The organism is Rhizobium sp. AN6A (assembly GCF_900215635.1).
In the GTDB taxonomy this organism is placed as follows: Bacteria; Pseudomonadota; Alphaproteobacteria; order Rhizobiales; family Rhizobiaceae; genus Agrobacterium; species Agrobacterium tumefaciens.
Window position 1 is genome coordinate 2,816,252 of record NZ_OCNC01000004.1, and the last position, 21,974, is coordinate 2,838,225.

The window sequence follows — 21,974 nt, forward strand, 5'->3', positions numbered from 1 at the left end:
CGAGCGATCTGCAAAGCCGATTCAGCGTTTCGAAGATCAGCCTCCGAACTGGCGTGACCGGAATGAAGTTCTCGGGTTCGCAGCCACAGTGCCAATTAGGACACCCCATTTGACGAGGTCCGCCAAAGCGGAATCACCGCCTGGATCAACCGCTGCAAAGAAACAAAAAAGGACGGAATTTCCATTGAAAATGATTCACATATACACGATTAAACGGTTACTCTCCGCTTATAACTCAAAATGATAAATATCAATATTACAAAAACCTGAAAACGCACAATAGTTACCTAATTATTTTTTCGAAAAACTATATTTTTTATCACTAAAACTATATGTATACTTAAATTACACTTCAAAGCTGCATTAAACCGATTACCAGCAGGAACCTGCGTATCAGCGTTGCGTTACGACAGATCTCGTCCCTGAAACTGCCTTCAAGATAAACGCAAATCGCCGCGACACGCCGTCCCCTGGCTAGCGAACGGGCCAATAAAGCCGATCATGCAAAGCATGGTAAGGTGAGATGTCGCAATACCCGACCGGTCGGGGGCAATATGCGGGCGGCCTTCGGTCCGGAGGCGGTCGTCGGATTGGCGCGGGCCAAGGGAGAAAGAGCAATGGCAATCCATATCGAAGACGACAGTGACATGCTCATACCTCAAGATCTGGCGGAGGGAGCGAGCCGTTATCTGGGGAAACCGCTTGAGCTGCTGCCGGACAGGGAAAAAGCAATATTTCGTCGTCTTGCAGCAAGGCGCACCATCTCGACGGACGCGAATGCGGTTTTCGACGAGAGACTGACGCCCGGCCAGCGGCTTGCGGATGCGGTTGCCAAATTCGGCGGTTCCTGGACCTTTATCCTTATATTTGCGGCTTTGCTTGCGATATGGCTGAGCGCAAACATCATCGCGGCTTCGAACGCCTTCGATCCCTACCCGTTCATTTTCCTCAATCTCATCTTATCCATGCTCGCAGCGGTTCAGGCGCCGGTGATCATGATGAGCCAGAACCGCCATGCGGCCAAGGATCGGATCGACGCCGCACACGACTACGAGGTCAATCTGAAGGCGGAGATCGAAATCATGGCGCTGCACGATAAGTTCGATCGGATGCGCTCTATCGAGCTGAAAGCCCTCGTCGATAAACAGCAGCAGCAGATCGACCTTTTGACAAAACTCGTGCTGAAACAAACAGGCTAGAAAATTTACGCCAAAATACGGAAAATCGCGCCTGCGCGCTGATTCCATGTGCAACGGAACGCGCTTTGTGCGCCGGTCGTACAGTAGCAGCTGCAGCACTTCAGGGATGGTTTCCAGACGAGCTATGTGCTTGCGCATCCCTCATATAGAGCGCAGAATAAATCAATGGCAGCATTTGAAGCGGGCGCTGTTGTGTGAAGGCGCATCTGCCTTGGCCCCAACCAAAGGAGGACGAAATGTCTTCCATCAATCGAAAACGAAATGTCGATCCAGATCGTGCGCCCCTGCTCGTCAAGGCGATCGACAGGCTTGAAAAAGGTGCTGCAACGTTATGCGGCTCCACGAAACTCGACGCGTGCAGGCGGGTTCTGATCGCCGCCATTCGACGCGGTTCCGGCAGGCGTAAACCAATCCCGTCTGCGTCGGCTCCTCACCATAAGAACCGGGACATATTGCAGTCTACCCAAAAATCCGGAAGCCCGGCTGTCGAGAGATGGGAAAATGAAGGCGGCGCGATCAGATGATCGTTGTCGCCTGCCCAGAACGGAGTGATCATCATGGCGTCAAGTGTCCATCTGGAAGAAATGACATCGGCGGAATGCATCGCATTCCTTTCCCGGATAAGCTTCGGGCATCTTGCCTGTATCGATCATGACAGGCCCTATGTCGTGCCGATCCATTTCGTGTTTCACGAGGGTGGAGTCTACAGCTTCTCGATGATGGGAGCCAAGATAGAGAATATGCGCCTGAACCCTCATGTTTGCCTTCAGGTCGATGAGGTCAAAAACACCAGCACGTGGACAAGCGTAATTCTTCATGGCCTCTATCAGGAGCTTGAAGATAACGAGCAATGGCAAAGTGAGCGGATCTACGCCTGGTCTCTGATCCAGAAACACCCGAACTGGTGGGAGCCGGGAGGCTCAACGATCCATCCGCACGAAACTGGAACGGACTCCACCAAGCCGATTTTCTTCAGCATTCAAAAAGAAAGTCTCACGGGCCGCAAAGCGGTCCAGAGGGAAGATTTCGTGCGTTAAGCGGCCTCCCTCTATAGATAGGCGTACACATACCGCGCGATATTGTCATAAAAACTGGAGAGATAGGCTGGCACCCGGTTCAACCGGGCAAATTTGCTGCCGCGATATTCCGCGCGCGTGCCGACCAGCGTGTCCGGATCGCCGAACGGCAGAAAATCCTTTTCGGTGACGTAGACATGCGTGCCGTAACCCCAGCCGCATTCCAGCGCCCGGTCGAAAGGCAGCGTCATCACCCTTGCCGCTTTCAGAAACCGCTCCGCTCCACCGCGTGAGATGATATAGCAGGCCGACGATCCCTGTGGCCCATATATGCAGCGCCCCAGCTTGTCTCCGAGAGCGCTGGTCTTCCGGGCTCTGAAACCTCTGTGGCGGTGATTGGTCAGCTTTACGATGGAATTCTCAGGCATGATCGCGACCATTGCCTTGACCCGATCGGAGAAGTCAGGCGTGAAGGCAACATCATCCTCGACGATCACGGCCACCGGCGCATCCGTGGCGAGGAAAATCTCCAGTGCCTTGATATGGCTGGCATAACAGCCATACTCCCCGGGCAGGGCACGACGGCCGTTGCGAAGCTCAAAGCCGCGCCTGTTAAAATCCGTCCATTCGGCAGCGGGGATGGTCTTGCCGTCAACACCTTCCACCGGGCGCAAATCCAGCCCGAGACCTGATGCTCCGTTCAGCATCTTTTCAAGACGGGCGCGCGCTCTGGCGATAGAGATGATGTAAACGGGAAAAGCGGATATCGGCAGCATTCGGAAAGCACCATGCGCATAGGGTCGGGAAACCGTCTCCTACAGCATGTGGCGCACCCTGTCTGCATGCCGTGATTTCCACACCGGCAGAATTTCAGGCGAGAAACGCGCAAGCTTTGATGGTTCGAGAATCCGGCGCGAGATTATTTACGCGGGGCGGTGCGGCGGCAGCGCCAGTTCCAGTCTCTGGCTTCGCCCGTATCCATGTGGACCGATTCGGTGTGGCAATAGGTGCCTACACCACCACGCTGCGGCATCGACCGCAGATAGGACGCAAGCTCCCATTTGGAAACGCCCTTGATCTGGATGTCGGCTGCATCGCAGGTGTAGTGCTTGGAACCCTGCCTTATGCCCTTTGGCGGGCGATAACCCGAGGTGACGATAGCCGGGCTGTTGTAGTGGCGCTCGACATCCTTGATCATGCGCACCAGTTCCGGCTTGAAACAACCGACTTCAACATGATCGGTCTGCAGGAAAAGGCCGTTCGGAGAAACACGGGTGAGGCCGGAGAGCGAGGCAAGCTTCATCAGGCCGGCCGGCTGGTCATCCTCGTCTTCGAGATGCGCATCGTCGAATTCGTCAGACATCATCGAACGGCCGGAAAGCGCAATACCCATCGTCCTGTCCGACCCGCCGGAGAGCGCCGCAACCTGCGTATTCTCCGCCGTACCGTTTTCGATCATTTTCGGAAGGCGCTTCTTTGCCGCACCGGCGAAAAAAGCTGCAAGCGGCACGACCGTGCCCTCACTTTCCTGCCCCTCGCCTGCCCGTTTCCCGTCTCCGGAAGACTGCGCTGAAGCAGCGGCGAGCTGTTCCGACGCATGTTGCGGCACCGGTACGGGAACCACCTGACGGTTTTCGCTGTGCTGTTCTGCCGGTACCGGTACAGCAGTCGGCACTTGTCCCGTTGCGGATACCGGTTGCGGCTGTGTCGCCAGCACTGGTGCCGAATAGACGCTGCTGACGGCGGGTGCGATCCCCTGGGAAGGTGCACCCGCTGCGGCTGTAGCCCCTGCCGCAACGGCGGGTCTGCTGGAATAGATGCTTGATGTACCCGCGGAAATCGCCGTCGGCTGCGTCGTCAGGCCGCCAATATCGGCGGCGGCACCGTAGCCCTGTGCGGGGCCGCCGAGCGCCTGCGGCTGGGCCGCAACGGCCCCGCCGGTCGCCGAGGCCACGGCGGGATCCACATAATGCCCCTGCTGCTGTTTGGCGGCCGGGTTATGAACCGCCGATGCCGCCTGCGCCTTCTGCTCGGCGGAAATCGCCGGCTTCTTGCTATTGGCAGCCATGTCGTCATCCGTCACCGCTGAAACGCATCCGGCAAGCCCGAGCAACGAAACCGCGACAACAAGACGCTGACAGGCAACGCGTCCTTTCGCGCTATCGACAGCTTTCATGGGTGGCCTCCGTATCTTGCATTTACAACAGCAGCACGGGAACGGAATCGTCTGCTTTTTTCAAAACAGGACATGCCGTTTCGATTCGCGGACTATGCCTCAACCCATCCGGACAAGGCAAGAGTGACCGAAATCGTCGCTTCTGGTCAGGAAAACCCTACCAGGAACCCGTATTCTGCATAGATATCCACGGTTCGGCTGGCGCGAGGCTTTCGCCCTTCTGCAAGATTTCGAAGGAAATACCGTCGGGCGAACGAACGAAGGCCATGTGACCGTCACGCGGCGGCCGGTTTATCACGACGCCATTTTGCTGAAGGTGGGCACAGAAGTCGTAGATATTGTCGACCTCATAGGCCAGGTGCCCGAAATTGCGGCCGCCGGTGTAATCTTCGGTGTCCCAATTGTAGGTGAGTTCAAGGGAAGGCGCCTTTTTTTCCCGCGCCGCAGAGATATCGTCGCGCGCTGCAAGAAAAACCAGAGTGAAACGGCCTTTTTCGTTTTCGATCCGGCGTATTTCCTCGAGACCCATCAGGTCGCAATAGAATTTCATTGATTCGCCAAGGTCTTTGACGCGAACCATCGTGTGCAGATACCGCATTTTCTTCCTCTCCAATACGCTTTTCCGGGCCATAAACGCATGATCGCAAGCCCCGGACAAGGACGGCGACATAAAAGCAGCTACGCAAATCAAAAACTAGGGCTTGCGTGGAACCGTTACCAAGATGTTAATCTGGTACACAGGAATCAGTTGACCGGTGTGTGGCGCGTAATCGAGGGGTTGGCAGGATATGGCTGATAGGATGTCATCGAAAACGATAGTCGATGTCGAGGACCTTTCGGCCGATGCCGTGGACCTGACCGAAATCACCGGCGCGGTGAAATGGTTCGACGTTGCCAAGGGTTTCGGCTTTATCGTGCCTGACAATGGCATGCAGGACGTGCTGCTGCATGTCTCCTGCCTGCGCCGCGATGGATATCAGACCATTCTTGAGGGTACGCGCATCGTTGCCCTCATCCAGCGGCGTGACCGCGGCTTTCAGGCCTTCCGCATCCTGTCGATGGATCAGTCCACCGCCGTTCACCCGTCGCAGCTGCCGCCGGTGCGCACCCATGTGCAGGTCACGCCGTCAAGCGGGCTTGAGCGTGCAATCGTCAAGTGGTTCAACCGCACTAAGGGTTTCGGCTTCTTGACGCGCGGCGAAGGAACCGAAGATATTTTCGTGCATATGGAGACGTTGCGCCGTTTCGGCCTCACGGAACTGCGGCCGGGCCAGGTGGTGCTGGTGCGCTTCGGCGATGGCGACAAGGGTTTAATGGCGGCGGAAATCCACCCCGACAACCCTGCCCCGATCGGGATGTCGCACTGATGGCCGCTGTGTTTCGCAACTTGATGAAGAGCGCCGTTCTGGCGCTTCTTTTTTTCACGCTCTCAAGCGCCACACAGGCTCAACAGCAGCAGACGTTTCAATCCGAACCGCTGACGATCAAGACCGCTTCAGGAGAAACCCACGAATTTGTTGCGGAACTGGCGCTGGACAACGCCCAGCGCGAACAGGGCCTGATGTTTCGCAAGTCCATGCCGCTTGGAAGCGGTATGCTGTTTGATTTCGGCAAGGAGCGGGATGTGGCCATGTGGATGAGGAATACTCTCATTCCGCTCGACATGCTGTTCATTGCCCGGGACGGGCGCATAACCCATATCCACGAAAACGCCGTGCCGCATTCGGAAGCGATCATAAGCTCCCGTGGGTCGGTAAAATTCGTGCTTGAACTGAATGGCGGCACTGCCAAACGCTACGGTATCAGACCGGGCGATGTGGTCCGCAGTGCACAAATCGGCAACCGGAAATGACGTTGCCGCGTTACTGCGTCTGAAAAGGCCGGACGACGTTTCGCCCGGCCGGCAAGATGTCAGTAGACCGGCTCGATATGGCTCAAAATCCGGCAATTGGAAATGGATGCGGCAAGATTGATGGCAATGTCGATTGCCTCGACCGAATCCGCCGTCCCTTCAAGATAGATCACGTCATTTTCGACGGTTGCGGAAATCCGCGACTTCTCGAGACCGTTTTCGAAAGCCAGTGCAGAGGTGATAGCCTCGCACACACCCGCCATGCGGTCTCCAAAGAAGCTTTCCTGAATGCCTGACAAATTGAACATGTGCGTTCTCCTTCTTGGCTATTACAATGCCCGAATCACGGTTTTGTTCATCTCCGGTTCATCAATTCGTTCATCTTCCATTCATCTTGGCAAATTGGAACCCCCTGCCCGATCACATTTTAGGTGATCGGGAACCATTTCGTGAGGTGAGCATTTCGCGCATGGGAGTGAAATCTGCCGTCAAGGCGCATGAAACAGGGAGGAGAATGACATGCTGATTAACAGAACGGAGCCGTGTCACCACGCCTCGTGGATGAAGCCGGTGGCGATCCACCTGCCGCTATCCGCAGCGGTGGAAATCTACAGCCCGCTAGTGGCGCTGGACATGCTGATGTACCGCTGGCCGGAAGAACACGGACCGGAATATGAGGACGCACGCAGGAACTGTCTCGATGCTATCGCCGGAAAATGCGACATCGAAAAAGCGCGGGAATCGTTTCTGGTCGCAAGCAGCCACGCGCATATTCTGAACATCCACTAGGTCGTCATGCGGAAGGTTTGGCGAATATTATAGGCTAAATATCAATCACTTACGGTGATGACAACCGGATGAGCGGCAGGTCGATCTGCGTTCGTCAACATGCCTCCAGAGGTCAAAACGACGGGCAATCCACCTGCGTGGATCGCCCGTTTTATTGAAGCCTGAGCTTTGTCCCATTCAAATGACCAGGAGCAAAGGGATCGAGGGTTGCTGTCAGATACATCGTCTTAATTTTCCTCAGGCACCGGCAGTCAATACTCGGATAGATTTCGTTCTTCCAATCGGTGTTTCGACGTGACTATTCCTGACACCGCGACACGCCCGCTTCGTCGTTATGGCATTCAAACCAGGCAAACAACCGTCTCCCCTCGCGAACAGGGAGCCTGCAAAAACTGTTCACGCTTTCTCGGTAACAAACGCGGCATCGACCGGTGCGCCAGAGGCGCATGAACGACCGAAGTCGGATCCTGCCCGCGGAAGATGACATGTAACTGTCATGCAAACGTTATAATCCGCAATGACGAATTCCATGGAATCGGTTGGCGGGTAAACCGCTGAAAGCTTGGGAGTGGAACTGGCCAGCATGGAAACTGTTTTTGCCCTTTGTGCAATTCTGCTCCTCGCCTTCAATCTTCTCGGCGTCGTTCTGGCAGGCTGGCGGCTGAAAAGACGCGATACGGACAGTGCACTCGTCCGGCAGAAACCGCCGGTATCGCTGGTGGTGCCGCTGCGCGGCATCGAAACTTTCACACCGCTGACGCTGTCGCGCGCCTTCCAGCTCAACTGGCCGGACTATGAGCTGCTGTTCTGCGTCGCCGACGAGTTCGATCCCGTGATCGAGGAAGTGCGCAAGGCAAGCGCGGCCTTCCCCGCAGTTTCAGCGCAATTGCTCATCGGCGATGATCGCATCAGCGCCAATCCCAAACTGAACAATTGCGTCAAGGGCTGGCGTGCTGCCCGGCACGAATGAGTCATTCTGGCCGATTCCAATGTTTTGATGCCGCAATCCTATATCGAAACCATGATGTCGGCCTGGCGGCGGGATAGCGGACTGGTCTGCTCGCCGCCACTCGGCTCCCGGCCGGACGGCTTCTGGGCACATGTGGAATGCGCCTTCCTCAACGGCTCGCAAGGCCGCTGGCAATATGCGGCGGAAGCCATCGGCATGGGCTTCGCGCAGGGCAAATCGATGTTGTGGAACAAGCCGTTCCTGGAAGAGCGCGGCGGCATCCGCGCGCTCGCCGCCGAAATCGCCGAAGATGCCGCCTCCACGAAGCTGGTCAGAAATGCCGGTCGCAAGGTACATCTGGTGTCGGCCCCGTTCGAGCAGCCGCTCGGACAGCGCCATGCCGGTGAGATCTGGTCGCGGCAGACCCGCTGGGCGCGGCTACGGCGCGTCACCTTCCCGCAATATTTCGCCCCGGAAATACTCACCGGCGCGCTTCCCCCGCTCCTCTTCGCACTCGCTGCCGCCGTTGCCGCGGATGCGAACCTTGCCGTCACCGCGGTTGCCGTACTCGCCATCATGTACGGCCCGGAACTGGCGCTCGCAGCTCTCAACCGGTGGCCGATATCTCTCTATACCCTTCCGGCAATGGTCGCGCGGGATGTCATCATGCCATTCGTCTGGGTACGCAGCTGGATCGGCAGCGCGGTTGCATGGCGCGGCAATGTCATGACGATCGGCACGGCCGAAAGCACTTTGGCCGGACCTTCAGCGGACTGAACGGAAGCTATTCTTTGAAGGGGTTACGCCGACAAGCGAATGTTTCGCTTTAAATGGTCGGAGTGGAGAGATTCGAACTCCCGACCCTCTGGTCCCAAACCAGATGCGCTACCAGACTGCGCTACACTCCGCCGAGGCGATGGCTGGGGAATACACGGTTCACCCGCAGTCCGCAACAGGGAAATTCATCTTTGTTGAGCCCATTGTCTCGATTATCGAAAACTCATGCAAAGCGGTGGGACCTTGAAGAGGCCGCAAGGGATAATCGTCTTGACTCTCACATGGAGTCGGTCCATTTCAAATTCAGCGTTCCTGACACGATTTGGTTATTCTATTCAGGTACGTGAATAGTAATCCGGGGCGCATGCCCCACCGCCCAACCGGAGCAGTTTCGACATGTCTGCGAAGATTTACCGCCCTGCAAAGACCGCCATGCAATCCGGCAAGGCGAAAACCAATGTCTGGGTTCTGGAATTCGACGCTGAGGTCCCGCGCAAGATCGATCCGATCATGGGATACACCTCGACATCCGACATGAAGCAGCAGGTCAAGCTGACATTCGAGACGCAGGAACAGGCTGAAGCCTATGCGCAGCGCAAGGGCATCGAATACCGCGTCATCCAGCCGAAGGAAGCGACCCGCAAGGTTGTATCCTACACGGATAATTTCCGCTTCAACCGCACCCAGCCCTGGACGCATTGAAGAAGACGCACTGAACGATTTTCAGCCGGAGCAATGATAGTCCGGCACGACGGCCCCTTAGCTCAGCTGGATAGAGCGTCGACCTTCTAAGTCGAATGTCGCAGGTTCGAATCCTGCAGGGGTCGCCATCTTCATCTAAACTGCCGCTTTCGGGATCCAGATCGCGGAAATGTCGTCGCCATACGGCACTGCCTCACTCTCCAAAGCACAGATCCCTACCCAGGCGCACACGACGGCATCCATCTTGTCCTCGAAAGCCTTCATCTCCCATCCCTTCGCGTTCGTCGCGGGAATGATGAGTGCATCGGCAACCCCATCTATCCGTCGATCGAGATGTGCGATGATGAACGACAAGACCTCGAGGAGTTTGGCGCGACGGTCTGCGGACGTATCCGACCGCCAGTAGCTGCCGACTTTTCCCTGCTTATACGGAAGCCGTTTCGCGGCTTTGGTCAGTTCAACGAGCGCAGGGTGCGGGTAGACTTCGAGCAGACCGGGACTGCTGATTTCCCTGGTTAATAACGGATATCCCGCAAGTTCAAACCCCATTTTGAGATCATCACTGACCTTGCCGGGCCTGATTGCATTTGGGGTGTGGGTGCCGCATTGCCGGGAACCATAGGCGGAAGACACCAGATTGTCCGAAGCACGGCGGGCAATAATCGGTTGATGCGAGAGCGGCATATCAATCGTAACGAGATCGATCTTGCATCCCGCAAGGGCTTCTGCGGCCGCCAGAAGCGCTGATGCTTCGGCAATTGATCCCCTCGGGCGATCAGCGAGAACCGAGATATCGGTTCCACAGGCAAGGAAGCCAACGTAGGAAGATGCGGCGGCACGCAGCGTCCAGCCTGTTCCGTCGTTGATGACCAAGGCGACCCCGCTCGGCTGGGTAACAGTCCATGAGGCGTCTATACCCAATACGGCTTTCAGAATGTCACCCCTGCCCGAACAGCGTAAAATACCCCCAGGCGGCGGCAAAAAAAGCGATGATGGCGGCGATCGTCAGGGCTTTTTTCGATTTTGGCCCAAGCGGCTGGCGCGGCTTTTTCGGGGGCGCCGGTTTGCGGAACTTCACCACATTGTCGTTCATTATATCATCGTCCTGCATGTCGCTGCTGAAACCGGCGCCACATCAATGGCATCGGCCTTTTCGGATTTATCTCTAGCAGACCAGAGCTATCATAAATATTACCAAGTTTTCACTTCCCCCTTTGGGCAAGCTATGTCACTTCCCACAATCAGAGGAATACAAACAGCGACAGACGGACCGGAAACAGGGGTTGGAAACAATCCTCTGTGGTATTTTGAATTTTGCGGGTGACGAAAATGAATGACGCCAACACCAATGGCCGCGACACGGAAAACAGCCAGCCCGATCTGCGGGACATTCTGGGTACCAGCAGGTCAGGTAGAAAGAAGAAGTCGCGCCGCTATCTCTATGCCGCAGCAGCCGTGGTGCTGATCGGCGGGGGCCTTGGATATTATTACCAGTCGCGTGCCGCAGGCGTCGCCTATACCTACACCACGGAAGCGGCGAGACAGGGCGACCTTTCCGTCATCGTAACCTCCACCGGCTCAGTCCAGCCGACCGATCAGGTCGACATATCGAGCGAATTGTCCGGCACCATTCGCAAGGTCAACGTTACCTATAACAGCCCGGTCAAATCAGGCGATATTCTGGCGGAGCTGGACACCAACAAGCTGGAGGCCGACGTGCAGAGCGCCCGCGCCAAGCTTGCCTCCGCCAAGGCCAATGTGCTGAAGGCGCGCGCCGATCTCGGCTCGGCAAAAACATCGATGGAGCGCCTGCGGTCGCTCGTCCAGAGCCGGGTCTCCAGCCAGCAGGATCTGGACGCCGCGCAGTTCAACCACGATGCCGCCGGCGCCACGCTACAGGTCAACGAGGCGACCGTGCTTTCGGCGGAAGCGGATTTGCGACTGGCCGAGGTCAATCTCGGCAAGGCGAAGATCGTCTCGCCCATCGATGGTGTCATCCTCACCCGCAGTGTCGATCCCGGCGCCACCGTCGCCTCCTCGCTCAACGCTCCCGTGCTGTTCACCATTGCCGGTGATCTGCGCCATATGGAATTGCAGGTGTCGGTGGATGAGGCGGATGTCGGCAAGGTTGAAACCGGGCAGACGGCCACCTTCAATGTCGATGCCTATCCCGACCGCAGCTTCCCGGCGGAAATAGAGACCGTGCGTTTCGCCTCCGAGACCGTGTCGAACGTGGTGACCTACAAGGGCATATTGACAGTGGACAATGAGGAATTGCTGTTGCGCCCCGGCATGACGGCAACCGCCAATATCGTCGTCGAGGAGATCAAGGATACGCTGCTTGTGCCGAATTCCGCGCTCCGATATACGCCGCCACGCGAATCCGCCTCCCGTGGCGGTGGCTTGATGAGCCTGTTCCGCCCTCCCCGCATGGGCCGGTCGCAGAACCGCGATGCCGGTCCGGCCGCGACAGGCAAAAGAACGGTGTGGGTGCTGCGCAACAACACGCCCGTCTCGGTTTCGATCGAAACCGGCTCCACCGATGGCCAGCATACCGTGGTAAAATCGGGCGAGTTGAAGGCCGATGATCTGGTGATTACCGACGCCTCAGCCCGCAACGCCGGCTGACGGAGGAAAACCGCATGCAACAGCAGCCGCTCATAGAATTCCGCGATGTCGTCAAGCAATATGGCCGGGGCGAAGCGACGATCCGCGCGCTTGACGGCGTCAGCCTGTCGATCCACGAGAAGGAATTCGTCGCCATCATGGGGCCATCCGGCTCCGGCAAATCCACCTCGATGAACATCATCGGCTGCCTGGATGTGCCGACATCGGGCGAATATCTGTTTCAGGGCGTGCCGACCAGCGGTTTCGACAATGAACATCTGACGCTGCTGCGCCGCCACATGCTGGGTTTCGTGTTTCAGGGCTTCAACCTCCTGTCGCGCACCTCGGCGGTGGAAAATGTCGAGCTGCCGCTCGTGTACCGGGGCATGAAAGCCTCGGAACGGCGCGCGCGCGCCATGGAGGCGCTGGCACAGGTGGGTCTGAAGGGCCGCGAGCACCATACGACGCAGGAGCTTTCCGGCGGTCAGCAGCAACGTGTGGCCATTGCACGGGCCATCGTCACCCGCCCCGCTCTGCTTCTGGCCGACGAACCCACAGGCAACCTCGACACCAAAACCAGCGCCGAGATCATGGAGCTGATCACCACGCTCAACCGCGACAAGGGCATTACCGTCGTCATGGTCACGCATGAAGAGGATATCGCTGCCCATGCGGGACGCCTCCTGCGTTTCGTGGACGGCCATCTCGCCTCCGACAGCGCAGCGGAAAACAAGGAGACTTCCGATGTTCTTTGAAACGTCGCGTCTTGCGCTGCGCGCCATCAGCCGCAACCTGCTCCGCTCCTTCCTCACCGTGCTCGGCGTCGTCATCGGCGTGGCCGCCGTCATCGCCATGGTAACCATCGGCAACGGCACGACCGAGCAGGTGAAATCGGAATTGTCGCGGCTCGGTACCAACATGCTGTTCGTGCGCCCCGGCCAGTTCGGGCCCGGCCGCGCCAGCACGGAAGCCAAACGTTTCGATGATCGCGATGTCGAGGCGATCCGCAACCAGATATCAGGCATCCGCGCAGTTGCCCCGCAAAACCGCAGCTCCGCCGCAACAGTCATTTTCGGCGGCAAGAATCATCAGACGAGCGTCATCGGCACCACCAATGACTACCTTGTGGCACAGGACTGGACGCTTGCGCTGGGCCGTGACTTCCAGCCGGCCGAAGATCGTGGCGGACAGATCGGCTGCATCATCGGCGAAACGGTGCGGCAGGAACTCTTCGGTGCGGAAAACCCGGTCGGCCAGACGGTACGAGTCAGCAACATCTCCTGCCCCGTCATCGGTGTTCTCGCCCGAAAAGGCCAATCCGGCCTCGGCGACGATCAGGATGACACCATCATCATGCCGCTCAAAATCCATCAGCGGCGCATCGGCGGCACCACCACCATTTCCTCGATCATGGTCTCCGCGCAGGACGGCGTTTCCACCGCCAAGGTGCAAAGCGACCTGCAGAACCTGCTGCGCGAGCGGCGGCGCATCAACATTGGCCGCGAGGATGATTTCACCGTCAACGACATGACGCAGATCGCCTCTGCCATGACCGGCACAACGACGCTGCTGACCGGGCTTCTGGGTGCGGTTGCAGCCGTCAGCCTGCTGGTCGGCGGCATCGGCATCATGAACATCATGCTGGTTTCGGTAACCGAGCGCACCCGCGAGATCGGCATTCGTCTCGCCATCGGCGCATTGGAAAAACAGGTGCTGACGCAGTTTCTGGTGGAAGCCGTCATGCTCTCTGCCCTGGGCGGCACGGTCGGTATCTTGACGGGCCTTGGCCTTGCCTATGGCGTCGTCAGCTTCCTCAACGTGCCCTTCGTCACCAGCCCGTCGATCATCTTCCTCGCCTTCGCCTTCTCGGCTGCCATCGGCGTGATTTTCGGCTATTTCCCGGCGCGGCGGGCAGCGAGTTTGAGCCCGATCGAGGCGCTGCGACACGAGTGAGACGAGCCGTCGAGGCTGCAACGGCCTCGACCGAATAGGTTCATGATTTACGGAGAGTTTCGATGTTCAAATCGGTATCGGATAGCGCCGCTGCCGCAGACGGCGGTTCGCTTGCGCTCTTCGTGGAACGAATTGACGGACAAACGGAACTGTTTGTGATCAATCGCTCCCTCGCGTCACGCGGAACGCCCGACTACAACAAAGTCAGCTCCAGCCTTCGACCACTTGCCGAGGAGGATTGCGGGAAGATCGCAGCAGCTCTCGAGCCGCTTTTGAAAACGACGCCATCGATTCATCCGCTGGCGGATTTTATCGATACGTTGAAACAGCAATCATCCCGCTGATCGGAAAAGGGCGCAGCCAATCAAACGCTGGCTTCAGCCTCGCGCTGCTTCGCCAGCGCCGCCAGATCGGCAGGCTTCAGTTCCACCGATTCACCGCAGCCGCAAGCGGACGTCTGGTTCGGGTTGTTGAAGGTGAAGCCGGAGCGCATCTTGGTCACTTCAAAATCCATCTGCGTGCCGAGCAGATAGAGCACGGCGGAGGGCTGAACCCACACCTTGGCTCCATCGAATTCGACCAAATCGTCCTTCGCATCCGCTTCCGTCACGAGGTCGATGGTATATTCCATGCCCGCGCAGCCGCCCTTCTTGATGCCGACGCGCACACCCTTGGCGTCCGGGCCGGAATTCTCGACGATTGCTTTAACGCGCGAGGCAGCAGCCCCGGTCATGGTCATGATCGCAAAGCCCATGGGCTTAATTCTCCTTCGACAATCGAGTTCAAGGCTCGATGTTTATGGATTTCAATTTAATAGCGCTTGAAGGCGCCATCAAGGGATGACGCCTGTCAAAATCACGTCAGTCTCAATACCAGCCGACGGCGACCTGCGCCTCTTCCGACATGCGGTCCGGCGTCCATGGCGGATCGAAGGTCATCGACACTTCGACCCCGGAAACACCTTCGACCGCGCCGACGGCGTTTTCCACCCAGCCCGGCATTTCGCCGGCCACCGGGCAGCCGGGCGCTGTCAGCGTCATCACGATCTTGACCATCCGGTCGTCCTCGATATCGATCTTGTAAACGAGACCGAGTTCGAAAATATCGGCCGGAATTTCCGGATCGTACACGGTTTTCAGCGCCGCAATCACGTCGTCGCTAAGACGCGCCAGTTCGTCGGGCGCAATGGAAGACGGCTTTGCAGCGTCTTCGGTCACATCATGGGTCTTTGCAGTGGCTTCGGCAGTCATGGTCCTGAACCTCAATCCTGATATCAGGCGAAAAATTTGCGCGCATAGTCAAGCGCCTCGACAAGACGATCTACTTCGGCGCGGGTATTGTAAAGGCCGAACGATGCTCGGCATGTGGAGGTGACGCCGAACCGTTTCAAGAGCGGCATGGCACAATGGGTGCCGGCACGCACGGCAACGCCGCGCCGGTCTATCACCATCGACACGTCATGGGCATGGATGCCCTCGAGTTCGAAGGAGAAGATACCGCCCTTATCAGGCGCATTGCCGATGATTCGCAGTGAGTTGACCTCGCGCAGCCGCTCGGCAGCATAAGCAGCAAGATCAGCCTCGTGGGCTGCAATCGCGGCACGGCCGAGATTGTCCATATAATCAAGCGCATAACCAAGACCGATGGCCTGCACGATGGGCGGCGTTCCCGCTTCGAAACGATGCGGCGGCTCGTTATAGGTCACATTGTCTTCGGACACGTCGAGGATCATCTCGCCGCCGCCCTGGAACGGCCGCATCTCGCTCAGGCGGTCAGCCTTGCCGTAGAGCACGCCGATGCCCGAGGGACCGTAAAGCTTGTGGCCGGTCATGACGTACCAGTCGCAATCGATATCGCGCACGTCGACCGGCATGTGAACCGCGCCCTGAGAGCCGTCGACAAGCACCGGAATGCCGCGCTCATGGGCGATGCGGCAGATTTCCTTGACCGGCACGATGGTGCCCAGCGCATTCGACATATGGGTGATGGCAACGAGCTTGGTGCGCTCCGTCAGGCTCTTTTCGAAAGCCTCGATATGGAACGCGCCGTCATCATCGACAGGCACCCAGACCAGCTTGGCGCCCTGCCGCTCACGAATGAAATGCCACGGCACGATGTTGGAGTGATGCTCCATGATCGAGATGACGATCTCGTCGCCCTCGCCGATCTTTGGCATGCCGTAACCGTAAGCAACCGTATTTATCGCTTCGGTGGAGGATTTGGTGAAGACGATCTCGTCCACCGAACCGGCATTCAGGAAACGGCGCACCTTTTCGCGCGCCGCCTCATAGGCGTCGGTTGCGGCATTGGAGAGGAAGTGCAGGCCACGATGCACATTCGCATATTCATTGGAATAAGCATGCGAAACGGCGTCGATCACCACCTGCGGTTTTTGAGCGGACGCGCCGTTGTCGAGATAGACCAGCGGCTTGCCATAGACTTCGCGCGACAGGATCGGGAAATCCTTCCGCACTGCTTCAACGTCATAAGGGGCCGCCAATGCGGCGCGTTCGCTCTCAGGCATGATGTTCCAGCCAGCCGGAGATGATCGTCTCCAGCGCCTCTACCAGATTTTCTTCTTCCAGTTCCTCGGCGATTTCAGCGACGAAGGCGTTGACGAGCATCGCCCGCGCCTTTGCCCGCGGCACGCCGCGCGCCATCAGATAATAGAGATGGTTGTCGTCGATATCGGCAACCGTCGCACCGTGACCGCACTGAACATCGTCGGCGAAGATTTCAAGCTCCGGCTTTGCCGAGAACTCGCCATCATCAGACATCAGCAGCGTGTTGCACGCCATCTTCGCATCGGTCTTCTGGGCATCGGGGGCAACCCGGATCATGCCCTGGAAAATGCCCTTTGCACGGTCGAACACCACGTTGCGGAACACTTCCGTCGAGGTCGTGTTCGGCACGTTGTGGCCAAGAACCATCGTCACGTCGGTATGGGTTTCGCCGCCCAAGAGGTTGACGCCGCGAACGATGAGGTCAGTACCTTCGCCGTCCACGTCGATGCGCAGTTCCTGCCGCACCAGCTTGCCGCCGGCATTGATGACGAACAGACGAATCTTGGCGTCCGCACCGATTTTCATGCGCAGCTGGCCAAGATGAATATCGGCCGCGCCCTGTTGCTGCAGGATGATCCAGGTCACTTCCGCACCGTCTTCGACAACGATGTCGGTGACGGAGGAAACCAGGGCCGCATCCGAAGTCACCGAAAGGTGACGTTCGATGACGGTCGCCTTGGAACCCTTGCCGAAGCGCACCGGGAAGCGGCTGTGAACCTGACCCGCGCCATGGATTGCCTGCAATTCGATCGGCTTTTCGATCTCGGCATCCGCGGGAACGTCGAGCATCAGGCCGTCACGCACGAAGCTGCCGTTGATACGGCCGATCACGTCGTCCTTGCTGGCTTCCGCAAGGCCTGTGGCGGCCGAGCCGTCAAGCAGGCTCTCGGCAAAGCTGGAAACGCTGATGTCTTCGATCTTGCCGACATTGGCCGTGCCATGCAGCACATAGGCGACGGACGAGCCGGCGACAACAGACGCCTGCTTCTCGATAACAGGTGCGGGCTGGTCCTCGGGAATGGCGCGCAACAGGCTCTTGAGATCGGTATAGTGCCACGCCTCGATGCGGCGGGTCGGAAGACCGCCGGTCTTCAGATCGTCGAACAGCACATCACGGGCGGCGACAACCGCACCATTGCCCGGCAATTCGCTGAACTTGGCGGTATAGGCGTCGATCAGCGCGGTTTCCGCTGGCGTCAGCCGATTGGTCGTTTGAATGTTCATGGACATCACCTCCTGGCCTCTGGCTTAGGCCGCTTCACCGATGATGTCGGCGTAACCATTGTTTTCCAGCTCCAGCGCCAGGGCCTTGTCGCCCGAACGGATGATCTTGCCCTTGTAGAGAACGTGAACGCTATCAGGCACGATGTAATCGAGCAGGCGCTGGTAGTGGGTGATGACGACAGTGGCGCGATCCGGCGACTTCAGCGCATTGACGCCATCTGCCACGATCTTCAGCGCGTCGATGTCGAGGCCGCTATCGGTTTCGTCGAGAACGCAGAGCTTCGGCTCCAGCAGCGCCATCTGCAGGATTTCGGCGCGCTTCTTCTCACCGCCGGAGAAACCAACGTTCAGCGGACGCTTCAGCATGTCCATGTCGATCTTCAGGTCGCCGGCAGCTTCCTTGACGCGGCGGATGAAGTCCGGCGTCGTCAGCTCGGCCTCGCCGCGCGCCTTGCGCTGCTCGTTCATAGCAACCTTGAGGAACTGCATGGTGGCAACACCCGGAATTTCGACCGGATACTGGAAGGCCAGGAAAATACCCTTGGCAGCGCGCTCGGCCGCATCCAGTTCCAGAATGCTTTCGCCGTTGTAGAGAATGTCACCGGAGGTGACTTCATAGTCTTCGCGGCCCGACAGGATGTAGGACAGCGTCGACTTGCCGGAACCGTTCGGGCCCATGATGGCCGCAACTTCACCGGCAGCAACCTTCAGGTTGAGGCCCTTGATGATCTCGGTTTCGGTATCGGCGATCTTTGCGTGCAGGTCGATGATTTCAAGCATGGTATGGTTCCTGTTCATGGTGCGGTTTCAAGGACCGCCTCGTAGACCCGGTTCACGGGTCGCTCTCAATTCTCACATCCGTCATCCTCGGGCTTGTCCCGAGGATCTAATCACGTCAATTGTAGTCGCCCCACTGCCGCGTATTTTCGTGCGGCCGATAGGCATTTTCGATCTCGTTGATGCGCTCGCAAAGGTCCATCCAGGTCGGATTTAGTTCTTCTATCAACCTGATTTTCCATTCACGCAGATAACGCTTCAAAGATTTCTCCCGCTGGATTGCCAGCACGATATTTGGATGGGTTTCGAACCAGACGAGGCTCTTTGCCCGGTATTTTTCGGTATAACCCTTCTGCAAAGCGTTTCGATGTTCAAACGTCCTGTTTTCCAGATCACTCGTGACGCCGGTGTAAATCACCCCACGGGGTTTGTCAGACATCATGTAGACGAAGCCGCTCATCTCCGTATTCCGCGTTGCAGATCCTCGGGACAAGCCCGAGGATGACGTCGAGCAAGAGTTAACCCACGCTTCCTTCCAGCGAAATGCCGATCAGCTTCTGCGCTTCAACCGCAAACTCCATCGGCAGCTGCTGGATGACGTCCTTCACGAAGCCGTTGACGATCAGTGCGATGGCCGACTCCTCGGGAATGCCGCGCTGCAGGCAATAGAACAGCTGGTCTTCGGAAATCTTCGACGTGGTCGCTTCATGCTCGAAATGAGCAGAGGAGTTCTTCGCCTCGATATAGGGCACGGTATGCGCGCCGCACTTGTCGCCGATCAGAAGCGAGTCGCACTGCGTGAAATTACGCGTGTTGGTCGCCTTGCGGTGAGCCGAGACCTGGCCGCGATAGACGTTTTCCGAGAAACCGGCAGCAATGCCCTTGGCGATGATGCGGCTCGACGTGTTCTTGCCGAGATGGATCATCTTGGTGCCACTGTCGATCTGCTGATGGCCGTTGGAAACCGCAATCGAATAGAATTCGCCACGGCTGTCGTCGCCGCGCAAAATGCAGGACGGGTATTTCCAGGTGATGGCAGAACCGGTTTCAACCTGCGTCCACGAGATCTTCGAACGGTTGCCACGGCAATCGCCGCGCTTGGTCACGAAGTTGTAGATGCCGCCCTTGCCATCCTTGTCGCCCGGATACCAGTTCTGGACGGTGGAATATTTGATTTCGGCATCGTCGAGCGCCACCAGTTCGACCACGGCGGCGTGAAGCTGGTTTTCGTCGCGCTGCGGCGCGGTGCAGCCTTCCAGATAGGAGACGTAGGCGCCCTCTTCAGCGATGATCAGCGTGCGCTCGAACTGGCCGGTGTTCTTTTCGTTGATGCGGAAATAGGTGGAAAGCTCCATCGGGCACCGCACGCCCTTCGGCACGAACACGAAGGAACCATCGGTAAAGACGGCCGAGTTCAGCGTTGCGTAGAAATTGTCCGTCTGCGGCACGACCGAGCCGAGATATTTCTTCACCAGATCAGGATATTCGCGCACGGCTTCGGAGATCGACATGAAGATCACGCCGGCCTTTGCCAGTTCCGCCTTGAAGGTGGTGACAACGGAGACGCTGTCGAACACGGCATCGACGGCCACACGACGGTTTTCCACGCCGGCCAGGATTTCCTGTTCCTTCAGCGGAATGCCCAGCTTCTCGTAAACCTTCAGCAGCTCCGGATCGACTTCGTCCAGCGACTTCGGGCCGGGCGTGCTTTTCGGTGCGGCATAATAATAGAGATCGTTGAAGTCGATCTTGGGGTAGCTGACGCGCGCCCATGTCGGCTCTTCCATCGTCAGCCAGCGCTTGTAAGCCTCAAGACGCCATTCCAGCATCCATTCCGGCTCCTGCTTCTTGGCCGAGATGAAGCGGATCACCTCTTCCGAAAGGCCCTTCGGGGCCTTGTCGACTTCGATTTCGGTTTCGAAGCCGTATTTATACTGGTCCACATCGATCTGGCGAACCTGATCGATCGTTTCCTGAACCGCTGCCATGTCGTTCTCCAATCTCGCCGGAGCCAAGGTCCGGTGGCTTGTCAACGTATCAAGGCGGATAGCCGCCTTCATCCATCTTCGGGCAAATAATCCGGGCCCGTATAAACGGGGCGGAGCTTATACCCATGTAAGTGCGGGATGGCGCTTTTCACACATCCCGGCAAGCGGAAAATTGCTATTCCGCAATTCTTTGCCGCATTTTAAGCGGCCTGACCGGTCAGCCTGCGCCGCCCGGCAATTTTCGTAAAGGCTGCGAGCGCGCGCTCGATATCCGCCTCATCAGTCGCATGACCAAGGGAAATCCTGAGTGCGCCAAGCTTGGGATCGCGTCCCATCGCCGTCAGCACATGGCTTTCACCCACCTTGCCGGATGAGCAGGCCGAACCGGCCGAGAGCGCAATGCCTTCGATATCGAATGCAATCTGGCCCGTTTCCGCCTTCAAACCGGGCAAGGTGAAAAACGTGGTATTGCCGACACGGCCGACATCCTCACCGTAGATGATCACGTCAGGCGCGACTGCCCGCATGCCGTCTTCCAGCCTTGCGCGCAGCGCTGCAAGACGCGTCGCTTCGGTCTCGAGGTTTTGCGCAGCAATAGCGGCGGCGGCACCGAAACCGATGACCGACAGGGTATTTTCAGTACCGGAACGATGTCCCTTTTCCTGGCCGCCACCATGGATCAGCGGCTTCGGCATCATCACCTCGCCGCGGGACACCAGCGCCCCCGCACCCTTCGGGCCACCAAGCTTGTGGGACGAGATCACAAGGAAATCGGCATCCAATGCATTGATATCGAGCGGAACGCGGCCGGCAGCCTGCACGGCATCGACGACCATCAATCCACCAGCTGCATGTGCAAGCCGCGCCGCTTCACTCACCGGCTGAAGAATGCCGGTCTCATTATTGACCAGCATACAGGCGACCATGGGCAAGCCGGCGGATTTATCGTGCGCAGACAGCAACGCCTCAAGGGCCGCAAGATCGATGACACCCGCTGACGTAACGGGAATTTCCGTAACGTCAGCCTTGCCGAACCGGCCTCCTTCGCGAAAAGCGGGGTGTTCGATCGCCGAAACGTAAAGACGACCATAGCGTACGGGAGCGCGCCCCATCTTGAATTCAGGCGAAAGCACCAGATTGGCCGCTTCGGTCGCACCGCTCGTAAAGGTCACATGCGACGCCTGAGCGCCGCAGACCACAGCAACGTCACGACGCGCGGCCTCGACGGCCGCACGGGCTGCGCGCCCTTCCCGGTGTACGGAGGACGGATTACCCGTGGTATCGAGAGCGCGGACAAGAACATCCCGCACGGCGGGCAAAAGCGGCGCCGTGGCGTTCCAGTCCATATATGTGCGCGTCAAAACCGTCATCGCGGAAAAGCTTCGCTCAATCTTCCATGCG

General features: G+C 58.0%; 24 protein-coding genes, 2 tRNA genes and 1 pseudogene. 13 read left to right on the top strand and 14 right to left on the bottom strand.

The genetic code is table 11. The annotated features are described in order from the left end of the window. Window positions 1–617 precede the first annotated feature (617 nt). Window positions 618–1,199 carry a DUF1003 domain-containing protein gene (locus tag CRO62_RS26485; protein WP_097102911.1) on the top strand — a complete coding sequence of 194 codons (582 nt, stop codon included), beginning with the start codon at window positions 618–620 and terminating at the stop codon, window positions 1,197–1,199. A 527-nt stretch (window positions 1,200–1,726) separates the two neighbouring features. Beyond that, the gene (locus CRO62_RS26490; RefSeq protein ID WP_323455520.1) at window positions 1,727–2,236 is read left to right on the top strand and encodes a pyridoxamine 5'-phosphate oxidase family protein; all 510 of its coding nucleotides are present in this window, start codon (window positions 1,727–1,729) and stop codon (window positions 2,234–2,236) included. An 11-nt stretch (window positions 2,237–2,247) separates the two neighbouring features. Here CRO62_RS26490 and CRO62_RS26495 read toward each other — a convergent pair whose 3' ends face one another. From CRO62_RS26495 to CRO62_RS26505, 3 genes are all read right to left on the bottom strand, one after another. Continuing rightward, entirely contained in the window at window positions 2,248–2,991 is a 744-nt protein-coding gene (locus CRO62_RS26495) for a glycosyltransferase family 25 protein (protein ID WP_097102915.1), read from the bottom strand. A gap of 143 nt (window positions 2,992–3,134) precedes the next feature. Next, entirely contained in the window at window positions 3,135–4,391 is a 1,257-nt protein-coding gene (locus CRO62_RS26500) for a YcbK family protein (protein ID WP_179784636.1), read from the bottom strand. A gap of 157 nt (window positions 4,392–4,548) precedes the next feature. Continuing rightward, entirely contained in the window at window positions 4,549–4,989 is a 441-nt protein-coding gene (locus CRO62_RS26505) for a VOC family protein (protein WP_003515949.1), read from the bottom strand. A gap of 190 nt (window positions 4,990–5,179) precedes the next feature. Between CRO62_RS26505 and CRO62_RS26510 the strand changes: the two genes are divergently transcribed. After that, window positions 5,180–5,758 carry a cold-shock protein gene (locus CRO62_RS26510; protein ID WP_013636345.1) on the top strand — a complete coding sequence of 193 codons (579 nt, stop codon included), beginning with the start codon at window positions 5,180–5,182 and terminating at the stop codon, window positions 5,756–5,758. Continuing rightward, window positions 5,758–6,243: a DUF192 domain-containing protein gene (locus tag CRO62_RS26515; protein WP_179784637.1), complete on the top strand. Its 486-nt coding sequence runs from the start codon at window positions 5,758–5,760 to the stop codon at window positions 6,241–6,243. The genes CRO62_RS26510 and CRO62_RS26515 overlap by 1 nt, the downstream gene beginning before the upstream one ends. A gap of 59 nt (window positions 6,244–6,302) precedes the next feature. Here CRO62_RS26515 and CRO62_RS26520 read toward each other — a convergent pair whose 3' ends face one another. Beyond that, window positions 6,303–6,551 carry a BON domain-containing protein gene (locus CRO62_RS26520; RefSeq protein WP_003515953.1) on the bottom strand — a complete coding sequence of 83 codons (249 nt, stop codon included), beginning with the start codon at window positions 6,549–6,551 and terminating at the stop codon, window positions 6,303–6,305. A 211-nt stretch (window positions 6,552–6,762) separates the two neighbouring features. On the opposite strand from CRO62_RS26520, the gene CRO62_RS26525 reads away from it, so the two are divergent. Together CRO62_RS26525 and CRO62_RS26535 are read left to right on the top strand one after the other, a co-directional pair. Continuing rightward, window positions 6,763–7,032, top strand: a complete 270-nt coding sequence (locus CRO62_RS26525) for a DUF982 domain-containing protein (RefSeq protein WP_097102917.1) — start codon at window positions 6,763–6,765, stop codon at window positions 7,030–7,032. Between the two features lie 583 nt (window positions 7,033–7,615). Next, window positions 7,616–8,758, top strand: a pseudogene (locus CRO62_RS26535) (ceramide glucosyltransferase). A gap of 54 nt (window positions 8,759–8,812) precedes the next feature. Here CRO62_RS26535 and CRO62_RS26540 read toward each other — a convergent pair. After that, window positions 8,813–8,889 (bottom strand) — tRNA-Pro (locus tag CRO62_RS26540). 265 nt (window positions 8,890–9,154) lie between these two features. Here CRO62_RS26540 and CRO62_RS26545 point away from each other — a divergent pair. Beyond that, a complete protein-coding gene (locus CRO62_RS26545) occupies window positions 9,155–9,460 on the top strand; it encodes an ETC complex I subunit (RefSeq protein WP_003495468.1) in 306 nt (101 codons plus the stop codon). Between the two features lie 51 nt (window positions 9,461–9,511). Beyond that, window positions 9,512–9,588, top strand: a tRNA-Arg gene (locus CRO62_RS26550). 7 nt (window positions 9,589–9,595) lie between these two features. Here CRO62_RS26550 and CRO62_RS26555 read toward each other — a convergent pair. Continuing rightward, on the bottom strand, window positions 9,596–10,333 hold the full coding sequence (locus CRO62_RS26555; RefSeq protein WP_097102923.1) for a DUF429 domain-containing protein: 738 nt from the start codon (window positions 10,331–10,333) through the stop codon (window positions 9,596–9,598). Between CRO62_RS26555 and CRO62_RS27330 the strand changes: the two genes are divergently transcribed. The 5 genes from CRO62_RS27330 (at window position 10,326) to CRO62_RS26580 (ending at window position 14,364) form a co-directional block, all read left to right on the top strand. Next, window positions 10,326–10,784 (top strand): hypothetical protein, encoded by a 459-nt coding sequence (locus CRO62_RS27330; RefSeq protein ID WP_179784638.1) that lies wholly within the window; start codon window positions 10,326–10,328, stop codon window positions 10,782–10,784. The genes CRO62_RS26555 and CRO62_RS27330 overlap by 8 nt on opposite strands. Window positions 10,785–10,789: 5 nt before the next feature. After that, window positions 10,790–12,088 (top strand): efflux RND transporter periplasmic adaptor subunit, encoded by a 1,299-nt coding sequence (locus tag CRO62_RS26565; RefSeq protein ID WP_097103363.1) that lies wholly within the window; start codon window positions 10,790–10,792, stop codon window positions 12,086–12,088. 14 nt (window positions 12,089–12,102) lie between these two features. Further along, window positions 12,103–12,822 (top strand): ABC transporter ATP-binding protein, encoded by a 720-nt coding sequence (locus tag CRO62_RS26570; protein ID WP_097102925.1) that lies wholly within the window; start codon window positions 12,103–12,105, stop codon window positions 12,820–12,822. After that, on the top strand, window positions 12,812–14,020 hold the full coding sequence (locus tag CRO62_RS26575; RefSeq protein WP_097102927.1) for an ABC transporter permease: 1,209 nt from the start codon (window positions 12,812–12,814) through the stop codon (window positions 14,018–14,020). Before CRO62_RS26570 ends, CRO62_RS26575 begins: the two co-directional genes overlap by 11 nt. A 62-nt stretch (window positions 14,021–14,082) precedes the next feature. Continuing rightward, on the top strand, window positions 14,083–14,364 hold the full coding sequence (locus CRO62_RS26580) for a hypothetical protein (protein WP_097102930.1): 282 nt from the start codon (window positions 14,083–14,085) through the stop codon (window positions 14,362–14,364). Between the two features lie 20 nt (window positions 14,365–14,384). Here CRO62_RS26580 and sufA read toward each other — a convergent pair whose 3' ends face one another. From sufA to CRO62_RS26620, 8 genes are all read right to left on the bottom strand, one after another. Beyond that, complete coding sequence (sufA, locus tag CRO62_RS26585; RefSeq protein ID WP_003515971.1) at window positions 14,385–14,774, bottom strand: Fe-S cluster assembly scaffold SufA; 390 nt, start codon at window positions 14,772–14,774, stop codon at window positions 14,385–14,387. A 112-nt stretch (window positions 14,775–14,886) separates the two neighbouring features. Then, window positions 14,887–15,270, bottom strand: a complete 384-nt coding sequence (locus CRO62_RS26590; protein ID WP_003515972.1) for an SUF system Fe-S cluster assembly protein — start codon at window positions 15,268–15,270, stop codon at window positions 14,887–14,889. A gap of 23 nt (window positions 15,271–15,293) precedes the next feature. Beyond that, window positions 15,294–16,544 (bottom strand): cysteine desulfurase, encoded by a 1,251-nt coding sequence (locus CRO62_RS26595; protein ID WP_003515973.1) that lies wholly within the window; start codon window positions 16,542–16,544, stop codon window positions 15,294–15,296. Further along, complete coding sequence (gene sufD / locus CRO62_RS26600) at window positions 16,537–17,808, bottom strand: Fe-S cluster assembly protein SufD (RefSeq protein WP_097102932.1); 1,272 nt, start codon at window positions 17,806–17,808, stop codon at window positions 16,537–16,539. Before sufD ends, CRO62_RS26595 begins: the two co-directional genes overlap by 8 nt. 24 nt (window positions 17,809–17,832) lie before the next feature. After that, the gene (gene sufC, locus CRO62_RS26605) at window positions 17,833–18,588 is read right to left on the bottom strand and encodes a Fe-S cluster assembly ATPase SufC (protein ID WP_003507958.1); all 756 of its coding nucleotides are present in this window, start codon (window positions 18,586–18,588) and stop codon (window positions 17,833–17,835) included. 115 nt (window positions 18,589–18,703) lie between these two features. Beyond that, on the bottom strand, window positions 18,704–19,045 hold the full coding sequence (locus CRO62_RS26610; protein ID WP_097102934.1) for a GIY-YIG nuclease family protein: 342 nt from the start codon (window positions 19,043–19,045) through the stop codon (window positions 18,704–18,706). Between the two features lie 58 nt (window positions 19,046–19,103). After that, window positions 19,104–20,573: a Fe-S cluster assembly protein SufB gene (gene sufB, locus CRO62_RS26615; RefSeq protein WP_003507956.1), complete on the bottom strand. Its 1,470-nt coding sequence runs from the start codon at window positions 20,571–20,573 to the stop codon at window positions 19,104–19,106. 200 nt (window positions 20,574–20,773) lie between these two features. After that, window positions 20,774–21,943: a cysteine desulfurase family protein gene (locus CRO62_RS26620; RefSeq protein ID WP_097103366.1), complete on the bottom strand. Its 1,170-nt coding sequence runs from the start codon at window positions 21,941–21,943 to the stop codon at window positions 20,774–20,776. Between the last annotated feature and the right edge of the window lie 31 nt (window positions 21,944–21,974).

Bases quoted from the DNA above. Each gene is read 5' to 3' on its own strand.
- CRO62_RS26485 (WP_097102911.1), top strand. From the start codon at position 618: ATGGCAATCCATATCGAAGACGACAGTGACATGCTCATACCTCAAGAT.
- CRO62_RS26495 (WP_097102915.1), bottom strand. From the start codon at position 2,991: ATGCTGCCGATATCCGCTTTTCCCGTTTACATCATCTCTATCGCCAGA.
- CRO62_RS26500 (WP_179784636.1), bottom strand. From the start codon at position 4,391: ATGAAAGCTGTCGATAGCGCGAAAGGACGCGTTGCCTGTCAGCGTCTT.
- CRO62_RS26505 (WP_003515949.1), bottom strand. From the start codon at position 4,989: ATGCGGTATCTGCACACGATGGTTCGCGTCAAAGACCTTGGCGAATCA.
- CRO62_RS26510 (WP_013636345.1), top strand. From the start codon at position 5,180: ATGGCTGATAGGATGTCATCGAAAACGATAGTCGATGTCGAGGACCTT.
- CRO62_RS26515 (WP_179784637.1), top strand. From the start codon at position 5,758: ATGGCCGCTGTGTTTCGCAACTTGATGAAGAGCGCCGTTCTGGCGCTT.
- CRO62_RS26520 (WP_003515953.1), bottom strand. From the start codon at position 6,551: ATGTTCAATTTGTCAGGCATTCAGGAAAGCTTCTTTGGAGACCGCATG.
- CRO62_RS26525 (WP_097102917.1), top strand. From the start codon at position 6,763: ATGCTGATTAACAGAACGGAGCCGTGTCACCACGCCTCGTGGATGAAG.
- CRO62_RS26545 (WP_003495468.1), top strand. From the start codon at position 9,155: ATGTCTGCGAAGATTTACCGCCCTGCAAAGACCGCCATGCAATCCGGC.
- CRO62_RS27330 (WP_179784638.1), top strand. From the start codon at position 10,326: ATGACCAAGGCGACCCCGCTCGGCTGGGTAACAGTCCATGAGGCGTCT.
- CRO62_RS26565 (WP_097103363.1), top strand. From the start codon at position 10,790: ATGAATGACGCCAACACCAATGGCCGCGACACGGAAAACAGCCAGCCC.
- CRO62_RS26570 (WP_097102925.1), top strand. From the start codon at position 12,103: ATGCAACAGCAGCCGCTCATAGAATTCCGCGATGTCGTCAAGCAATAT.
- CRO62_RS26575 (WP_097102927.1), top strand. From the start codon at position 12,812: ATGTTCTTTGAAACGTCGCGTCTTGCGCTGCGCGCCATCAGCCGCAAC.
- CRO62_RS26580 (WP_097102930.1), top strand. From the start codon at position 14,083: ATGTTCAAATCGGTATCGGATAGCGCCGCTGCCGCAGACGGCGGTTCG.
- sufA (WP_003515971.1), bottom strand. From the start codon at position 14,774: ATGGGCTTTGCGATCATGACCATGACCGGGGCTGCTGCCTCGCGCGTT.
- CRO62_RS26590 (WP_003515972.1), bottom strand. From the start codon at position 15,270: ATGACTGCCGAAGCCACTGCAAAGACCCATGATGTGACCGAAGACGCT.
- CRO62_RS26595 (WP_003515973.1), bottom strand. From the start codon at position 16,544: ATGCCTGAGAGCGAACGCGCCGCATTGGCGGCCCCTTATGACGTTGAA.
- sufD (WP_097102932.1), bottom strand. From the start codon at position 17,808: ATGAACATTCAAACGACCAATCGGCTGACGCCAGCGGAAACCGCGCTG.
- sufC (WP_003507958.1), bottom strand. From the start codon at position 18,588: ATGCTTGAAATCATCGACCTGCACGCAAAGATCGCCGATACCGAAACC.
- CRO62_RS26610 (WP_097102934.1), bottom strand. From the start codon at position 19,045: ATGAGCGGCTTCGTCTACATGATGTCTGACAAACCCCGTGGGGTGATT.
- sufB (WP_003507956.1), bottom strand. From the start codon at position 20,573: ATGGCAGCGGTTCAGGAAACGATCGATCAGGTTCGCCAGATCGATGTG.
- CRO62_RS26620 (WP_097103366.1), bottom strand. From the start codon at position 21,943: ATGACGGTTTTGACGCGCACATATATGGACTGGAACGCCACGGCGCCG.